General features: G+C 59.6%; 16 protein-coding genes. 8 read left to right on the top strand and 8 right to left on the bottom strand.

Annotated features, from left to right (window positions below):
* Positions 1 to 5: 5 nt before the first annotated feature.
* The gene (gene ribA, locus ACMGGW_RS11920; protein ID WP_025303036.1) at positions 6 to 599 is read right to left on the bottom strand and encodes a GTP cyclohydrolase II; all 594 of its coding nucleotides are present in this window, start codon (positions 597 to 599) and stop codon (positions 6 to 8) included.
* Between the two features lie 279 nt (positions 600 to 878).
* On the opposite strand from ribA, the gene pgpB reads away from it, so the two are divergent.
* The 3 genes from pgpB (at position 879) to lapB (ending at position 3,423) form a co-directional block, all read left to right on the top strand.
* Positions 879 to 1,643 (top strand): phosphatidylglycerophosphatase B, encoded by a 765-nt coding sequence (gene pgpB, locus ACMGGW_RS11915; RefSeq protein WP_148123496.1) that lies wholly within the window; start codon positions 879 to 881, stop codon positions 1,641 to 1,643.
* 298 nt (positions 1,644 to 1,941) lie between these two features.
* The gene (locus ACMGGW_RS11910; protein WP_025303024.1) at positions 1,942 to 2,244 is read left to right on the top strand and encodes a LapA family protein; all 303 of its coding nucleotides are present in this window, start codon (positions 1,942 to 1,944) and stop codon (positions 2,242 to 2,244) included.
* 6 nt (positions 2,245 to 2,250) lie between these two features.
* Positions 2,251 to 3,423 (top strand): lipopolysaccharide assembly protein LapB, encoded by a 1,173-nt coding sequence (gene lapB / locus ACMGGW_RS11905; RefSeq protein ID WP_025303023.1) that lies wholly within the window; start codon positions 2,251 to 2,253, stop codon positions 3,421 to 3,423.
* 61 nt (positions 3,424 to 3,484) lie between these two features.
* Here lapB and ACMGGW_RS11900 read toward each other — a convergent pair whose 3' ends face one another.
* Complete coding sequence (locus ACMGGW_RS11900) at positions 3,485 to 3,784, bottom strand: Arc family DNA-binding protein (protein WP_025303022.1); 300 nt, start codon at positions 3,782 to 3,784, stop codon at positions 3,485 to 3,487.
* 172 nt (positions 3,785 to 3,956) lie between these two features.
* Positions 3,957 to 4,217 carry a multiple stress resistance protein BhsA gene (gene bhsA, locus ACMGGW_RS11895; protein WP_025303021.1) on the bottom strand — a complete coding sequence of 87 codons (261 nt, stop codon included), beginning with the start codon at positions 4,215 to 4,217 and terminating at the stop codon, positions 3,957 to 3,959.
* 329 nt (positions 4,218 to 4,546) lie between these two features.
* Between bhsA and pyrF the strand changes: the two genes are divergently transcribed.
* Positions 4,547 to 5,275, top strand: a complete 729-nt coding sequence (gene pyrF / locus ACMGGW_RS11890; protein WP_025303020.1) for an orotidine-5'-phosphate decarboxylase — start codon at positions 4,547 to 4,549, stop codon at positions 5,273 to 5,275.
* A gap of 10 nt (positions 5,276 to 5,285) precedes the next feature.
* The gene (yciH, locus tag ACMGGW_RS11885) at positions 5,286 to 5,612 is read left to right on the top strand and encodes a stress response translation initiation inhibitor YciH (RefSeq protein ID WP_025303019.1); all 327 of its coding nucleotides are present in this window, start codon (positions 5,286 to 5,288) and stop codon (positions 5,610 to 5,612) included.
* 190 nt (positions 5,613 to 5,802) lie between these two features.
* Here the strand turns inward: yciH and osmB are convergent, their stop codons facing one another.
* The 4 genes from osmB to ACMGGW_RS11865 form a co-directional block, all read right to left on the bottom strand.
* Complete coding sequence (gene osmB, locus ACMGGW_RS11880) at positions 5,803 to 6,021, bottom strand: osmotically-inducible lipoprotein OsmB (protein ID WP_004945176.1); 219 nt, start codon at positions 6,019 to 6,021, stop codon at positions 5,803 to 5,805.
* Between the two features lie 280 nt (positions 6,022 to 6,301).
* The gene (locus ACMGGW_RS11875; RefSeq protein ID WP_004930631.1) at positions 6,302 to 7,048 is read right to left on the bottom strand and encodes a DNA-binding transcriptional regulator YciT; all 747 of its coding nucleotides are present in this window, start codon (positions 7,046 to 7,048) and stop codon (positions 6,302 to 6,304) included.
* A gap of 50 nt (positions 7,049 to 7,098) precedes the next feature.
* Complete coding sequence (locus ACMGGW_RS11870) at positions 7,099 to 9,531, bottom strand: formate C-acetyltransferase/glycerol dehydratase family glycyl radical enzyme (RefSeq protein WP_049205491.1); 2,433 nt, start codon at positions 9,529 to 9,531, stop codon at positions 7,099 to 7,101.
* 4 nt (positions 9,532 to 9,535) lie between these two features.
* On the bottom strand, positions 9,536 to 10,435 hold the full coding sequence (locus ACMGGW_RS11865; protein ID WP_049205489.1) for a glycyl-radical enzyme activating protein: 900 nt from the start codon (positions 10,433 to 10,435) through the stop codon (positions 9,536 to 9,538).
* A gap of 149 nt (positions 10,436 to 10,584) precedes the next feature.
* On the opposite strand from ACMGGW_RS11865, the gene fsa reads away from it, so the two are divergent.
* Complete coding sequence (gene fsa, locus ACMGGW_RS11860) at positions 10,585 to 11,250, top strand: fructose-6-phosphate aldolase (protein WP_049205488.1); 666 nt, start codon at positions 10,585 to 10,587, stop codon at positions 11,248 to 11,250.
* A gap of 48 nt (positions 11,251 to 11,298) precedes the next feature.
* Here fsa and ACMGGW_RS11855 read toward each other — a convergent pair whose 3' ends face one another.
* Positions 11,299 to 13,365 carry a carbon starvation CstA family protein gene (locus ACMGGW_RS11855; RefSeq protein ID WP_025303016.1) on the bottom strand — a complete coding sequence of 689 codons (2,067 nt, stop codon included), beginning with the start codon at positions 13,363 to 13,365 and terminating at the stop codon, positions 11,299 to 11,301.
* Positions 13,366 to 13,750: 385 nt separating this feature from the next.
* Between ACMGGW_RS11855 and ACMGGW_RS11850 the strand changes: the two genes are divergently transcribed.
* Positions 13,751 to 14,914, top strand: coding sequence for a M20 aminoacylase family protein (locus tag ACMGGW_RS11850; RefSeq protein WP_197780417.1), 1,164 nt, complete (start codon positions 13,751 to 13,753; stop codon positions 14,912 to 14,914).
* 30 nt (positions 14,915 to 14,944) lie between these two features.
* Complete coding sequence (locus ACMGGW_RS11845; protein ID WP_197824087.1) at positions 14,945 to 16,255, top strand: MFS transporter; 1,311 nt, start codon at positions 14,945 to 14,947, stop codon at positions 16,253 to 16,255.
* The last annotated feature ends 31 nt before the right edge of the window (positions 16,256 to 16,286 follow it).

The raw sequence follows: 16,286 nt of genomic DNA, 5'->3' as shown, positions 1-16,286 counted from the left end.
AGCGATCACTTCTGGTCGAGCAAATGGCCCATTTTGGCGGCCTTGGTGGCCAGATAGCGTTCGTTCTTCGGATTGCGGCCGACGATCAGCGGCACGCGCTCGCTGATATTGATACCGGCTTCGGTCAGGATCTCGACCTTTTTCGGGTTGTTGGTCAGCAATCGCACCGCGTCGACGCCCAGCAGTTTGAACATATCGGCGCACAGGGTGAAGTCGCGCTCGTCGGCGGCGAAGCCGAGCTGATGGTTGGCTTCCACGGTGTCTGCGCCCTTATCCTGCAGCGCATAGGCGCGGATCTTGTTCAACAGGCCGATATTGCGGCCCTCCTGGCGATGATAAAGCAGGATGCCGCGGCCTTCTTCGGCGATCTGTTCCAGTGCGGCTTCGAGTTGAAAACCGCAGTCGCAGCGCAGGCTGAATAAGGCGTCACCGGTCAGACATTCGGAATGCACGCGTGCGAGTACCGGCACTTCGCCGGAAATATCACCGAATACCAGTGCCAGATGGTCATGCCCGGTCGCCAGTTCTTCGAATCCTACCATCAGGAAATCGCCCCAAGGTGTCGGCAGTTTAGCCTCTGCCACCCGTTTAAGCTGCATGTCATTCTCCACAAAAACCTACGATTCAATCATTGTCGCGCATCCTAAGTCCGGTTCAGTGAATTGACCAAGACTAAAACGTGCTACGCCGATCTCTATTTCGTTAATTATCGGCTATTTTGCCACAACTTCTTGCCGGGCGGTGCTCAGCAAACCAGCAGATGACGTTTTCTGACCACCTATTATTGCGATAGGTTGCCTATCTGTTTAATTTTTCGCGTGTTATCAATATTGCACTCTTGTTACACTGCAGACTGATTCACGCAGAGGAAAACGGGAATGTATGAGATAGCGAAGCGTACGGCGGGCGGCGCGCTGCTGCTGCTGTTGATGCCGCTGATAGTATGGGCATCCGGCTGGCACTGGCAGCCTGGCGGCAATGATCGGCTGCTCAAAGCGCTGTACTGGGTGACCGAAACCGTGACCTCGCCGTGGGGTATTCTGACCAGCGCTATCCTTTGCGGCTGGTTTTTGTGGTGCCTGCGCTTTCGGTTGAAGGCGGCCATCGGTCTGGCAATCCTGCTTTCCGCCGCGTTGGTGATTGGGCAGGGGGTCAAATCGTTGATCAAGGATCGGGTGCAAGAACCGCGACCGTTTGTGGTATGGCTCGAGCAAACCCACGGTGTGGACGGAAAATATTTCTATTCGCTGCACCGCAAAGAGCGCAGCGCGCTGGTGCGCGAGCAGTTGCAAGACCAGACGCTGGTGCCGAACTGGCTGCGTAAGCACTGGCAGTTTGAAACCGGCTTCGCTTTCCCGTCGGGGCATACGATGTTCGCCGCCACCTGGGCACTGTTGGGCGTAGGGCTGCTGTGGCCGCGCCGCCATTATAAAACTGTTGCGCTGCTGATGGTGTGGGCAACGGGTGTGATGGGCAGCCGTCTGCTGCTGGGCATGCACTGGCCGCGCGATCTGGCAATGGCCACGTTGATCAGTTGGTTGCTGGTGGTGATCACCTGCTGGCTGGCGCAGCGTTGGTTCGGTCCGCTGACGCCGCCGCCGCAAGAGCAGCAGGAAATCGCGGCGCGCAAGCCGGAGAAATGAACGTTATGTGACCGCGTCACAAACAAAGCGGCGTCGGATCGGCGCCGCATCAATCGCTTACATTTTCCCGCCATTGCAATCCACGCGGTTGCCCCCATATCCTTATAAATTCGACGTTTTGAGAAGCTTTCTCATCAATTTGTTCGCTAAAGCCGTTTACTGCCGAATATGCCAGCAGATATGTGGTTTTATCGTGCCGCAGGGTTTCCCTGCCGCAGCGGGAAATGCTAACTTAAGGGTTAGGGACGCCACGTTTTGGCATCGTTCATCCGATTCACTCGGCATCGCGGGAAAGAATGTGAAATATTTGCTGATTTTTTTGTTGGTTCTGGTGATCTTCGTGATTTCCGTCACTTTGGGTGCGCATAACGATCAGGTGGTCAATTTTAACTATCTGGTTGCGCAGGGCGATTATCGCGTATCGACCCTGTTGGCCACGCTGTTTGGCGCCGGCTTCGTTCTCGGCTGGATCATTTGCGGCTTGTTCTACCTGCGCACGCGCATTGCGCTGGGCCGCGCCGAGCGCAAGATCAAAAGGCTGGAGCTGCAGCTTGAGCAGCCCGCTGAACCGGCGGCTCAGGCCGTTGTCAGCAAGGAATAACCCTCTATGTTAGAACTGCTGTTTCTGTTGCTGCCCGTGGCTGCCGCGTACGGTTGGTACATGGGGCGCAGAAGCGCTCAGCAGGATAAACAGCAAGAAGCCAACCGCCTGTCGCGCGAATACGTGGCAGGGGTGAACTTTCTGCTTTCCAACCAGCAGGACAAGGCGGTTGATCTGTTCCTCGATATGTTGAAAGAGGACAGCAACACCGTTGAAGCCCACCTGACGCTGGGTAACCTGTTCCGTTCGCGCGGTGAAGTCGACCGCGCCATCCGCATCCATCAGGCTTTGATGGAAAGCGCTTCCCTGACCTTCGAACAGCGCCTGCTGGCGGTACAGCAGCTGGGCCGCGACTATATGGCGGCCGGGCTGTACGATCGCGCGGAAGACATGTTCAGCCAGTTGACTGACGAAGCGGATTTCCGCGTATCGGCGCTGCAGCAGTTGCTGGTGATCCATCAGGCCACCAGCGATTGGCAGAAAGCCATCGACGTGGCGGAAAAGCTGGTCAAGCTGGGCAAAGAGAAACAGCGCGTCGAGATTGCGCATTTCTACTGTGAGCTGGCATTGCAGGCGATGGGCAGTGACGATCTCGATCGGGCGATGAGCTTACTTAAGCGTGCGGACGCGGCCGATAAACAGTGTGCACGAGTATCTATCATGTTCGGGCGCATCTACATGGCGCAAAACGACTACGCCAAAGCGGCAGAGTCGCTGCAGCGCGTACTGAGCCAGGACAAAGAATTGGTCAGCGAAACGCTGCCGATGCTGCAGGAATGCTACACGCATCTGCCGGAACAACAGCACAACTGGGCTGAATTCCTTAAGCGCTGCGTAGAAGAAAACACCGGCGCTACCGCCGATCTGATGTTGGCCGAGATCATCGAGCAGCACGAAGGGCGCGACGTGGTGCAGGTCTATATCAACCGTCAGCTACAGCGTCATCCTACTATGCGGGTGTTTTATCGGTTGATGGATTATCACCTGGCGGACGCCGAAGACGGCCGTGCGAAAGAGAGTCTGCTGTTGTTGCGCGATATGGTCGGCGAGCAAATTCGCACCAAGCCGCGTTACCGCTGCCACAAGTGCGGATTTACCGCACACTCGCTCTATTGGCATTGTCCGTCGTGCCGCGCCTGGTCATCGGTCAAACCGATCCGCGGTCTGGACGGACAATAACGCGGCGGCGCGACAAAATAAAACGGGGCGATTCATCGCCCCGTTTTTCTACGTTCATCGCTTACTTTTTCTTGCCGCCTTTGGCGCCGGTTTTCAACAGCTGACGCAGTTTCTTCAGCTCTTTCTGGCTCAGCGGCTGTTCAATCTCTTCTTCAGTGCTTTGATTGTCGATCTCGCCGTGGTGCAGCTCATCCGCCTTTTTGGTCGGTTTTTCTGCCTTGGCGGCGGGGGCGCTGAAGCTGCTTTCCAGGCGCTGGCACACTTCCACGCTCAATGAAAACTCGTTTTCAGCGGCGGCGGCGCGGATTTTTTCCTTCAGTGCCAGAGGAATTTTAATGGTAAGTGTCGATATCTCGCTCATTTTGAAAGCCTTTCTGCAGGAAGATGCCTTCAAGCTAAGCCACTGGCGATCGGGTGTCTAGTGTGTAATAAAAATTTAATATTTTTGTAACAGTGTAAGGCGAGCAAGATGCGGTTTTTTCAGGCGGGAAACAGAGGCAGGGCCCGAGCGAGCGGGCCCTGTACCGGAAACATTATTTGTAGATGACCGCGGTGCCGCTCAGCATGTTGTTACCACCGGCGGAGATGATGCGGTAGCTGCTGGCGCCCTGGGCATCCGCTTTAGCGGCCAGTTTTTTCTCCAGGCTGCTGAGGGTGGTCGCATGACCTGCGGAAACGACGCCGGTGGCGGTCAGGCTATCGGCCTGCTGGCTGCTGATCGGCTCAGCGGCGAAAGTGGCGAAAGAGGTCAGTGCGATAGCGGCAGCGGCTGCAAAATATTTGATGGTTTTCATAGGTGACTCCAGTATGTTTATTTAGGAAGGAAGCCATTCGCTTCCGATGTGGTGAATAATAAAGCATCTTGGCCGATTGAAAATCTGATAATGCTGAGTAATTTATTCAAAATATTTGATTGATAATTTACGCATCTTTACGGCGTTTTACGCTGCGTGGTTTATCGCTGGCGCGCTTTCGTTGACGCGCCATGACAAAGGTGAGAGGTAGCATGACAGAGCGCCGGTGCGCGCTGCGGCTGGGATTTCTGGCCCCCGGCATGTAGAATGCGGCGGTCAGTTTCGCGGGTGAGTCCCTGATTATGTCTATTTTACAGAAGGTAGAAGAAATGAAGTCTGAAAATAACGCTAATAACAATGACTTAAAATCATCTCCAATCGTTGTGGCGTTAGATTACGCCGATAAGAATGCCGCGCTGGCGTTCGCCGACCGTATCGATCCGCAAGACTGCCGGCTGAAAGTGGGCAAAGAAATGTTCACGCTGTTCGGGCCGCAGCTGGTGCGCGATCTGCACGGGCGTGGCTTCGACGTATTTCTTGACCTGAAATTCCACGATATTCCCAATACCACCGCGCATGCGGTCGCGGCGGCGGCCGAGCTGGGCGTTTGGATGGTCAACGTCCACGCCAGCGGCGGCGCGCGCATGATGACCGCCGCTAAAGAAGCGCTGACGTCATTCGGGGCGGATGCGCCGCTGCTGATCGCCGTGACGGTGCTCACCAGTATGGAAGCGGAAGACCTGCGCGGCATTGGTATCGAAGCCAGCCCGGCGGAACACGCCGAGCGCCTGGCGCGCCTGACCCGCGACTGCGGGCTGGACGGCGTGGTGTGTTCGGCTCATGAAGCGCAGCGCCTGAAGGCCGCCTGCGGGCAGGCTTTCCAGCTGGTGACGCCGGGGATCCGCCCTGAAGGCAGCGCGGCGGGCGATCAGCGCCGCATTATGACGCCAGTGCAGGCGCAGGCCGCTGGCGTGGACTACATGGTGATTGGGCGTCCGATCACCCAATCTGCGGATCCGGCCGCGACGCTGCGCGCGATCCGCGCCTCTTTGGCCTGAGGAACCGCCGATGAATGACGATAACAGCCGCCTGGTGTATTCCACGGACACCGGCCGCATCAAGCAGGAAGACGTTAAACCGCAACGCGCCAAGGGCGACGGCATCGTGCGCATCCAGCGTCAGACTAGCGGCCGCAAGGGGAAGGGCGTGTGCCTGATTACCGGCGTCGATCTGGATGACGCTGCGCTCGACAAACTGGCGGCCGAACTGAAAAAGAAATGCGGCTGCGGCGGTTCGGTGAAAGACGGGATCATCGAGATCCAGGGCGATAAACGCGATCTGCTCAAACAGCTACTGGAAGCCAAAGGCATGAAGGTCAAACTGGCGGGCGGTTGAGGCGAATCGCCATGCCGCAGTGCAATGCTGCGGCATGGCTTGAGGCTGTTGCTGCCGGGGGTTAGCCCGTTAACGGCGAAAGAACCATAGACTTAAAGTAAAGCAGACCTGAAATCATCGTTATTCTGGTTAATACGTCAAAGCGCCTCGGCGCTTTTGCCCGCCTGTCGGCAGAGGAACATCGGAAAGGTTATTTGCCAACCTGGTGACCGATGATGCCCCCTACCGCAGCCCCACCCAGCGTGCCCAACGCGCTGCCGTCTGTCAGCACTGCGCCGCCGACTGCACCGGCGCCGGCGCCGATAGCGGTGTTGCGATCGCGTTTGGACATGTTGGAACAGGCGCTCAGTGAAAACGCCAGAGTCAGAGCCAGAGCGGCGGTGGCGAAACGTTTATTGATAATCATCATAATGACTTCTCCTTAGCATTGGCTATATGGAAGTGCCCTCTAAGTATAGGCGCTAACCATAAATCAGGCCTGCTGTTGATTCCCGTACAGTATCGATATAAAAAATGGCACTTTTTGTTAACGGCCGAATAATTAGCAGGTTACGGCCCAAAAGTGACCGAAACTGAGTATAGGTTTCTCTGAAAGGATAAACAGGTAAATAGTCTTAAAATCCCGTTGCACAAGGGAAACGGCGCGCGGCGTGGCCCGCGCGACGCGAGAGGTGCGGTGGCGGCCCGCGTTATTCGTTGACCAGCTCCACCTGTACGCCCTGGCGTTTCAGCTGATGCTGATACTCCAGCGCCAGGCGTGAATCGGTGATCACTCGGCTGATTTGCCCCGGCTGCGCCAGCGGGTTGGGTTGGATCTGGCCGAATTTGCTGGAGTCCGTCAGCACGATATTCTCCACGCCCTTGGCCAGCACCGCGCTGACCACGTCGGCGCGCATCATGTCGCGGCCGGTAAAGCCGGTTTCGGCCTGAAAGCCGTCAATGCCGATAAACGCCTTGTTGAAATGCACCTGCTGAATGCACAGCCGTGTGAGCGGGCCGACCACGGTCTCGCTTTTCTTCTGATACATGCCGCCGAGGACAATCACGTCGCAGTCGGTTTCTTTCAGCAGGTTGGCGATATAGTGGCTGACGGTGATCAGCGTAATACGCTTGCGTTCGGCGATGTAGCGCGCCAGCAGGGCGTTGGCGCTGCCGCTCTCGATGAAGATCGTCTCACCGTCGTTGACCTGCGCCGCAGCGTACTGTGCCAATCGTTGTTTGAGGGTGAAATTGGACATCATGCGAGCGTCGACGTCGTCGCTTTCCAACGCCACGGCGGAACCGTGTACGCGCTTCAAATAACTGCGTTTTTCCAGCAGGTTGAGATCCTGCCGGATGGTGACTTCCGATACGCCCGAGGCCCGCGCCAGCTCATTGACGCTGATCCGCCGGCGATCGTTAACCAACTGCAATATGGTCTGTTGTCGTAAATTCATATCGGCCTGATGATGCGGCCGCCAAGGCGCGGCCGCTAAGAGTCAAAGGTTTAAAGAGTATGTTCTGTGCGCGCAATAATATCATCCTGCGCCTCAGGGGATAATGCGGTAAAGAAAGCGGAATAGCCAGCTACGCGAACCACTAAATCACGATATTGGTCAGGGTGTTGCTTCGCCGCCAGCAGCGTTTCGCGCGACACGATGTTGTACTGCACATGCCAACCGCGATAGCTCTCGAAGAAGGTGCGCAACATCAGCATCAGCTTTTCCCGATCGCGCGGGTTGTCCAGCGTCGCCGGATTCAGCTTTTGATTGAGCAGCACGCCGCCAAGGATCGCCTCGGTTGGCAACTTGGCGAGCGAATTGAACACCGCCGTTGGCCCCAGGTGGTCGGTGCCGGACGCCGGGCTGGCGCCTTCCGCCAGAGGCTGGTGCGCCTTGCGCCCATCCGGCGTGGCCAGGGTGGCGGCGCCGAAGGGCACGTTGGCCGAAATCGACGAGGTGCCGGCGTAGTAGCCGCCGCCGATCGGCCCGCGGCCGAAGCGGGTGTTGCGGTACTGTTTCAGTTCTTCGATGTAGGTTTGGTAGGCGCGCACCAGCAGCCGATCGACCTCGTCCACATCGTTGCCGTATTTGGGCGCGGCGTTGAGCAGCCGCTGACGCAGCTGTTCGCCATCCAGTCCGGCGAAGTCTTCGGCCAGCGCGGCCGCCAGCTGCTGCTGGCCGATTGCCCCTTGGTCGAACACCAGTTTGCGCACCGCCGCCAGGCTGTTGCCCAGGTTGGCGATGCCGACCTGCAGGCCGGAAACCCAGTCGTATTTGGCGCCGCCTTGCTTGATGCTTTTGCCGCGTTCAATGCAGTCATCCACCAGCGCGGAGCAGAGGATATCGTGGGCGTTCTCCTCCAGCACGCTGTCCACCACGCACTCGATCTCGATCGACTTGCGCGTGTAGTAGCGAATTTGCCGATCCCAGGCGGTTAAGACCTGTTCGAAATCGGCGAAGTTTCCTTTGGACAGCGCCTGTTCCTGCGGCAGGAAGATCTGCCCGGAGGTGGCGTCGCGGCCTTGTTCCAGCGCCGCCAGCAGCACGCGGGCGAAGTTGATGAAGCTCATGCCGGTGCAGCGATAACCCCATTTGCCGCCGACGGCGGTCTCGATACAGCCGATGGCGGCGTAGTCGTAAGCGTCCTGCGGCTCGACCCCCAGCTTGATGAACTCGGGAATGACGATTTCGTCGTTATTGAATGCCGGCATGCCGAAGCCGCAGCGGATCACCTGTACGCAGGCGTCGAGGAAATCGGCGCTCATCCCGGCGTGGTAACGCACGCTGAGGTTGGGCTGGGTGGAGCGCAGGCGGCCGCAGGACTCGAGAATGGCGTAGGACAGCGGATTGACCGCGTCACACGGCCGCCCATCGACCCGTTTTTGCCCGCCGATGGTGACGTTTTGGTACAGCGGGCTGCCGGCGGAGGCCTTGGAGTGCGAGCCGGAGCGGATCTTGTTGATCTCCAGCAGCTTCAGCCAGCAGCTGTGCAGCAGCTCGATGGCGTCTTCCCGCGCCAGGTTTTGCTCCAGCTCCACGTCGCGCCGATACCAGGGATAAAGATATTGGTCGAGGCGACCGAAGGAAACCGAATGGCCGTTGGATTCGATCTGCAACGTCAGCTGGATGAAATAGCACAGTTGCAGCGCCTGCCAGAAGGTTTGCGGCGGGCGATGGGCGATCAGGTCGCAGTTGTCTGCGATAGCCAGCAGCTCGGTGCGACGCCAGTCGCGGGTTTCGCGTTGCGCCATATCGCGCGCCAGGCGTGCGAAGCGTAGGATGTGCTCACTCAGCGCCGTCAGCACGATATCGATAGCGTTGAGAAACTGCGCTTTGTGCAGATCTTCCCACTCGGTCAGGCGCAGGCGGCTGCGGCGCGCGTTCACTTTTTCGCGCAGGCCGTCGAGGCCTTGTTCCAGTAGCAGCGGGAAGTTGACCGCCAGATGGGCGTCGCCAGAGGTCATGTTGCCCTCGGCCTTGATGATGCCGGTGGCCAGCAGCGCCTTTTGTTCGTCGGTGAACATGCCGTAGCAGCGATCCTGCACCGTTTGGCCGCGCCACCATGGGCACAGACGGTGCAAAATCGCCTTATTCTCTTCGCTGACCGAGAAGCCGGCACCCGGCCGGTCTGCCAACTGGTCTATCTCGTTTTCTATCCAGCCGACGGTGTATTCGGGGAAGATCGGCGCGGCGCGCAGCTCGCTGGCCTGGTTGCCGACGATCAGCTCGTCGTTGGCGATCCAGATGCTGCGCTTCGCCAGGTGGTTGGCCAGCGCCAGCGCACGGCGCACCGGCAGCGGCCGATCCTGATGCTGCTGATAGGCCTCGGTATAGTGCTGCGCGCGTTCGGTGCACACCGGCGGTTTGACGATGTGGATCAGCGCGTTCTTATGCGCCTGAATACGGGCGCTGAGGGTGGTCAAATCCAATGTGGTCATGGCGTTATCCTCGCAAAATGGCGGTCAGGCCTTTGGCGCCGGCGTACGTTTCGGCGAAGGCCAGCAGATCGGGCGCGTCCAGCGGTGTGCGGGCGGCGCGGTAGGGTTCGCCGAGCAGGTGATACTTGTTGATGCCCAGCGTGTGGTACGGCAGAAAGTGGATCTCCGATACGCCGATCTCGTCGGCGGCGAAGTCGACAATCGCGCGGACAGAGTGGCGATCGGCATTGAAATCGGGGATCAGCGGTACGCGCACGGTCATTGGCACGCCGTGCGCCGCCAGCCGGCGAAAATTGTTCATCACCCGGCGGGCCGAGCCGCCGGTCCAGGTTTTGAAACGCGCTTCATCGGTGTGTTTGAGATCGGCCAACAGCAGATCCAGCCAGGGCAACGAAGGGGCGATGTAATGCCACGGCACGTGCAGACAGGATTCGACGGCGGTGTGGATGCCGGCTTCGCGACCGCGCCGCAGCAGCTCCGCCGCGACTTCCGGCTGCATAAAGGGTTCGCCGCCGGACAGCGTTAAACCGCCGCCGCTGCGCAGGTAGAAAGGCTTATCCCGCATCACCTCGGCCATGATATCGTCGGGGTTGACCACGCTGCCGCACAGGCTGAGCGCGCCGGTTGGGCAGGCGGCGGCCAGCGCCGCGTAGTCGTCTGCGCTGATGACGTCGCGCCGCAGCGTCAGTGCGCCCTCGTCACGTAGCAGGCCTTGTGGGCAGCGCTCGGTGCACAGCGTACAGCCGCTCAGACACAGGCGCTCGTCAAACAGCAGATCCGCGTGGCGCGAGCGGCTTTCCGGGTTCTGACACCAGCGGCAGCTCAGCGGGCACCCTTTTAAAAAGACCACGCTGCGGATGCCGGGGCCATCATGGGTCGAGTAGCGCTGCAGATTGAAGAACATGAATCACCCGTTTGGCGTTGCTGAATCTTTCGCCATTAAAGATCTTTCGAATGAAAGTTGAATTGATTTTGATCAAAAGTTGACGGGGTTTTTGCCCTATGATGATCAGAGTTTGAATCCGCCCACAGAACATGACACAGGAGTCCGTGATGGAGCTTTATCTCGATACCGCCGATGTGACCGCGGTAAAACGCCTGGCGCGCATTCTGCCGCTGCACGGCGTCACCACCAACCCGAGCATCGTGGCGAAGGAAGGCAAGCCGATCTGGGAAGTGCTGCCTGCGCTGCGCGACGCCCTTGGCGGCACCGGCAAGCTATTCGCGCAGGTGATGGCGGCCGATGCGGAGCGCATGGTGGCGGAGGCGTCGCTGCTCAGCCAGCGGGTACCGGGGCTGGTGGTGAAGATCCCGGCAACCGCGGAGGGATTGGCGGCGATCAAGAAGCTTAAAACGATGTCCATCCCGACGCTGGGCACCGCGGTGTACGGTGCCGGGCAGGGGCTGTTGGCCGCCTTGGCCGGGGCGGAATATGTGGCGCCTTACGTCAATCGGGTTGACGCGCAGGGCGGCGACGGTATTGAAATGGTGCACGAGCTGCAGCAGCTGCTGAGCCTGCACGCGCCGTCGGCGCAGGTGCTGGCCGCCAGCTTCAAAACACCGCGCCAGGCGCTGGAATGCCTGCTGGCGGGCTGCCAGGCCATCACGCTGCCGGTGGATGTGGCGGAGCAGTTCCTCAGTGCGCCGGCGGTGCAGGCCGCGGTCGAGAAGTTCGAGCAGGATTGGCAGGGGGCGTTCGGCTCCACGCTGTTAGGCTAAAGCCAGTAAAAAGGGCGCCGCGGCGCCCTTGCTTGATGCTCGGTTCGTTTAGCCGCGGCCGGTCTCCTCTCGCAGCGCGGCGCCGACCTCGTGCGTCGTCGGCTGTTCGGAACGCAGCGCCCGGCGGATCGCGAAGAAGGCGGCAATCAGCATGGTTACCGCCACCAGCATAAAGAACCCGCACAGCGCGGCGTTGATCTGGTTGCTGAACACGATGGTTTCCATGTCTTTCAAAGACTTGGCCGGCGCAATGATCGTGCCTTGCTCGATGCCGGTGGAGAACTTCTTCGCCTGCGCCAGGAAGCCGATGCTTGGTTTTTCGTGGAAGATCTTCTGCCAGCCGGCGGTCATGGAGGTCACGAACAGCCAGGCGGTCGGTAAAATGGTGACCCAAGCGTAGCGCTGTTTTTTCATCTTGAACAGCACCACGGTGCCGAGGATTAGCGCCATCGACGCCAGCATCTGGTTGCCGATACCGAACAGCGGCCACAGGGTATTGATGCCGCCGAGCGGATCGACCACGCCCTGATACACGAAGAAGCCCCAACCGGCCACCGCCACCGTGGTGCCCGCCAGGTTGCCGAACCAGGAGCGGTTGTTGGCCAACTGCGGTACCGCCACGCCCACCAAATCCTGCACCATAAAGCGACAGGCGCGGGTACCGGCGTCGACGGCGGTCAGGATGAACAGCGCTTCGAACAGAATGGCGAAGTGGTACCAGAAGGCCATCATCGCCCGGCTGTTGAATACCTCGCTGATGATGTGCGCCATGCCCACGGCGAAGGTCGGGGCGCCGCCGGCGCGCGACAGGATGGAGTTCTCGCCCACCTCTTTGGCGATCAGCGCCAGCGTTTCCGGCGTGACGATAAAGCCCCAGCTGTTGATCACCTGCGAAGCATTTTCCACCGTGGTGCCGATCAGTGCCGCCGGCGAGTTCATGGCGAAGTAAACGCCCGGATCCAGCACCGAGGCGCAGATCAGCGCCATGATGGCGACGAAAGACTCCATCAGCATGGCACCGTAGCCAATAAAGCGAATGTGGCTTTCGCGTTCCACCAGCTTGGGCGTGGTGCCGCTGGAGACCAGCGCGTGGAAGCCGGAAATGGCGCCGCAGGCGATGGTGATGAACAGGAACGGGAACAGGGCGCCGGCGAACACCGGGCCGCTGCCGTCGATGAAGCGCGAGACCGCCGGCATTTTCATCTCCGGCATGGCGAAGACGATGCCGATAGCCAGGCCGATGATGACGCCGATTTTCATAAAGGTGGAAAGGTAATCGCGCGGCGCCAGCAGCAGCCACACCGGCAGCACCGAGGCGACGAAGCCGTAGATCACCAGCACCCAGGTCAGGGTGGTACCGTGCAGCGTGAAGAACGGCCCCCAATAGGGATCTTGCGCCACGTTGCCGCCGTAAACGATCGCCAGCAGCATCAGCACGAAGCCAATCACCGAAATTTCAGCGATTTTGCCCGGCCGGATAAAGCGCATGTAGATGCCCATGAACAGGGCGATCGGGATGGTGGCGGCGATGGTGAACAGCCCCCACGGGCTGTCGGCCAACGCTTTTACCACCACCAGCGCCAGCGCCGACAGGATGATGATCATCACCCCCAGTGCGCCGAGCATGGTGATCACCCCGGCGAATGCGCCCAGCTCTTGCTTGGCCATTTCCCCCAGCGAACGGCCGTCGCGGCGTGTGGAGATGAACAGCACCAGGAAATCCTGCACCGCGCCGGCCAGCATGACGCCGACCAGGATCCAGATGGTTCCCGGCAGGAAGCCCATCTGCGCGGCCAGGATCGGCCCCACCAGCGGCCCGGCACCGGCGATGGCGGCGAAGTGGTGGCCGAACAGCACCCATTTGTTGGTGGGCACGTAGTCCAGGCCGTCGTTGTGACGTTCTGCCGGGGTCAGACGACGGTCATCCAGTTCAAAGACCTTGTCGGCAATGAACCGGCTGTAGAAGCGGTAGGCGATGCTGTAGCAGGCGACGGCGGCGACCACCAGCCAGACGGCGTTGACGTGCTCGCCACGGCTGAGCGCCAGCATGGCGAAAGCGAAGGCGCCGACCAACGCCACCAGCAGCCAGATAAATCCGGACCTGATGTTTTTCATGAAACAACTCCTTGGCGTGCAGAGGTAAAAATCAACGTTGTTATTAGGAATGACGTTTTAACAGTAGAAGTTTTGCCGCCGAACCGCGGCAGGTCGGATGAGAAATGTGAAGCAGGTGGGGTTTTAGTGTAAAAACAACGTGATGAAACCGCGTTGGCGCAGGCTGTCGCCCACACCATCCTGAGCAGTTATTCATTCTGCATTTTCACGGCGCGCACAGCGAATTATCGTCGTTTTTTATCTGGGCACAGTGTCTGGCGGATTATTATTTTATCTGTCGAGGCGTGCCGAAATAAAATTATTCATGCCGTGTTATACCTTTATTTTCACCCGCAGGCTTAATCATTCATCAAATAAATAATAAAGCTACGAAAGGAATTTAATTATGATAAATAAAATCATCGAAGGGTATTTACCGCAGCTCACGGCCATTCGGCACGATATTCATCAGCACCCTGAATTGGGTTTCGAAGAGTTTCGCACCAGCGATCTGGTGGCGGATTATCTGAGTTCGTGGGGCTATGAGGTGCACCGCGGATTGGCGGGCACCGGCGTGGTGGGTACGTTGCGGGTGGGCGACGGCGTTAAACGCCTCGGATTGCGTGCCGATATGGACGCTCTGCCGATCGAAGAGAACAACGGCAAGCCCTGGAGCAGCAGCGTGGCCAACCGCATGCACGCCTGCGGCCATGATGGTCACACCACTATGTTGCTCGGTGCCGCCCGCTATCTGGCGCAAACGCGCAACTTCAACGGCACGCTGCACCTGATTTTCCAACCGGCGGAAGAGATGCTGAACGGCGGCGCGCGCATGGTGGAACAGGGGCTGTTCGAGCGCTTCCCCTGCGACGCCATCTTCGCCATGCACAACATGCCGGGGATGCCGCTCGGCGAGTTCTTCTTCCAACACGGTCCGTTTATGGCCTCGATGGATCAGTTCAACGTGCGGGTGCAGGGGCGTGGCGGCCACGGCGCCATCCCGCAGCTGGCGGTCGATCCCGTGCTGGTGGCCTCGCATATCACGGTCGCCCTACAGAGCATCGTTTCGCGTAATATCGATCCGCTGGAGGCGGCCGTGATCACCGTCGGCAGCATCAAGGCCGGTGAGGCGGCCAACGTGATCCCGGACAGCGCGGAAATGAAGCTCAGCGTACGCTCTCTGGATCGTCAGGCGCGCGCAACCCTGCTGGCGCGCATTCCGGCGCTGATCGAGGCGCAGGCGGCAAGCTTCGGTGCCCACGCGGTGGTGGAGCACGTTAACGGTACGCCGGTGTTGGTCAACGACGAAGCGATGACCCGCTTTGCCCACCGTGTGGCGGAGCAGCAGTTCGGCGCCGCCCGCGCGCACTACGGTGCCCGGCCGCTGATGGGCAGCGAAGATTTCGCCTTCATGCTCGATGCACATCCGCAGGGCTGCTACCTGATCGTTGGCAACGGCGATGGCGAAGGCAGCTGCATGGTGCATAACCCGGGATATGACTTCAATGACGGCTGTCTGGCGGCCGGCAGCCAGTATTGGGGAGCGTTGGCGGAAGCGTATTTAAAATAAACGCGAAAAATAATAACAGGGAAGATAATGATGAGTGAAAATACGGCTGAAACCCAAACGGAAATAATATCGGCCCCGAAGGTCGGTGGCAAAAAGGTCATATTCGCCGCCTCCTTCGGTAATGCGCTGGAGTTTTTCGATTTCGGTATTTATAACTTCTTCGTTATTTATATCAGCGTATTGTTTTTTCCCCCGTCTAGCGATCCGCATCTGGCGTTGCTGTTGGCGTTTGCCACGTTCGGCGTCAGCTTTTTCATGCGGCCGCTGGGCGGCATTCTGATTGGCGCCTATGCCGATCGCTGTGGCCGCAAGCCGGCGATGATCCTGACGATTTCCTTGATGAGCCTGGGCACGGCGATGATCGGCTTTGCGCCGACCTACGCCAGCGCCGGCTATTGGGGAACCGCCACGCTGGTGGCCGCGCGTCTGATCCAGGGCGTAGCGGCGGGCGGCGAGGTGGGGGCGTCGATGTCGTTGCTGGTGGAGTCGGCGCCGCCCAATCGGCGCGGTTTCTATTCCAGCTGGTCACTGGCGACGCAGGGCATCGCCACCGTGGTTGGCGGCGTCACCGCGCTGGCGCTCAGTGCGACCTTGCCGGTGCTTTCCGGCGAACCGAACGCCATGGCCGAGTGGGGATGGCGCATTCCATTCTTTATCGGCGTGGCGCTGGCGCCGCTCGGTTGCTGGCTGCGTCTCGGGCTGGAAAGCGATCGGCCGTCGGTGGCGCGGGCTCACGAGCCGCCTGCTCAGCTGCGCCAGCACTCGCGGGCGGTAGTGCTCGGTGTGATGCTGACCATCGGCGCCACCGTCGCCACTTACATCTCGATGTATTATCTCGGCACCTACGCGGTGAAATACCTGGGAATGGCGCAGGCCTACGGTTATGCCGCGATGCTATTGGCGGGGCTCATCACCTTCGGCGGCAGTCTGCTGGTCGGGCACTGGTGCGATCGTTACGGCCGTCTGCCGCTGATCCGCGGGTCGCGGGTCGCGATTCTGATCGTGGCCCTGCCGGCGTTTTGGTGGCTGAGCGCGGTGCCGCATCCTGCGGTGCTGCTGCTGATCGTCGCGGTGCTGGTCGGGTTGACCACGCTCGGTTCGGTGCCGACCATGCTGATGATTTCGGAGCTGTTCCCGCAGCGCATTCGTGCGCTGGGGTTTGCGTTGGTCTACAGCCTCGGGGTGGCGATCTTCGGCGGCTTCGCCCAGTACATCGCTTCGCAGTCGATCGCGCTGAGCGGTTCGCTGCTGGCGCCCGCCGTCTATCTGATGGTGGCTACGCTGGCTTCGCTGGCGGTGCTGCCATTGCTGCGTGAAACCGGCGGAGAGCCGCTGCGCTAGCCGAAAAAAAACGCCGGCGGTTTTCACCGTC

Origin of the sequence: Serratia sp. BNK-4 (assembly GCF_048685115.1) — a bacterium.
GTDB lineage: Bacteria > Pseudomonadota > Gammaproteobacteria > Enterobacterales > Enterobacteriaceae > Serratia > Serratia bockelmannii.
Note: the sequence above shows the minus strand (reverse complement) of the source record. Positions and strands in the feature narration are given on the sequence as shown.

Excerpts from the sequence above, each read along its gene's own strand:
- ACMGGW_RS11855 (WP_025303016.1), bottom strand. The coding sequence starts at position 13,365 with ATGAAAAACATCAGGTCCGGATTTATCTGGCTGCTGGTGGCGTTGGTC.
- fsa (WP_049205488.1), top strand. The coding sequence starts at position 10,585 with ATGGAGCTTTATCTCGATACCGCCGATGTGACCGCGGTAAAACGCCTG.
- bhsA (WP_025303021.1), bottom strand. The coding sequence starts at position 4,217 with ATGAAAACCATCAAATATTTTGCAGCCGCTGCCGCTATCGCACTGACC.
- ACMGGW_RS11845 (WP_197824087.1), top strand. The coding sequence starts at position 14,945 with ATGAGTGAAAATACGGCTGAAACCCAAACGGAAATAATATCGGCCCCG.
- ACMGGW_RS11865 (WP_049205489.1), bottom strand. The coding sequence starts at position 10,435 with ATGTTCTTCAATCTGCAGCGCTACTCGACCCATGATGGCCCCGGCATC.
- ribA (WP_025303036.1), bottom strand. The coding sequence starts at position 599 with ATGCAGCTTAAACGGGTGGCAGAGGCTAAACTGCCGACACCTTGGGGC.
- pgpB (WP_148123496.1), top strand. The coding sequence starts at position 879 with ATGTATGAGATAGCGAAGCGTACGGCGGGCGGCGCGCTGCTGCTGCTG.
- ACMGGW_RS11870 (WP_049205491.1), bottom strand. The coding sequence starts at position 9,531 with ATGACCACATTGGATTTGACCACCCTCAGCGCCCGTATTCAGGCGCAT.
- osmB (WP_004945176.1), bottom strand. The coding sequence starts at position 6,021 with ATGATGATTATCAATAAACGTTTCGCCACCGCCGCTCTGGCTCTGACT.
- ACMGGW_RS11875 (WP_004930631.1), bottom strand. The coding sequence starts at position 7,048 with ATGAATTTACGACAACAGACCATATTGCAGTTGGTTAACGATCGCCGG.
- ACMGGW_RS11850 (WP_197780417.1), top strand. The coding sequence starts at position 13,751 with ATGATAAATAAAATCATCGAAGGGTATTTACCGCAGCTCACGGCCATT.
- yciH (WP_025303019.1), top strand. The coding sequence starts at position 5,286 with ATGAATGACGATAACAGCCGCCTGGTGTATTCCACGGACACCGGCCGC.
- ACMGGW_RS11900 (WP_025303022.1), bottom strand. The coding sequence starts at position 3,784 with ATGAGCGAGATATCGACACTTACCATTAAAATTCCTCTGGCACTGAAG.
- pyrF (WP_025303020.1), top strand. The coding sequence starts at position 4,547 with ATGAAGTCTGAAAATAACGCTAATAACAATGACTTAAAATCATCTCCA.
- lapB (WP_025303023.1), top strand. The coding sequence starts at position 2,251 with ATGTTAGAACTGCTGTTTCTGTTGCTGCCCGTGGCTGCCGCGTACGGT.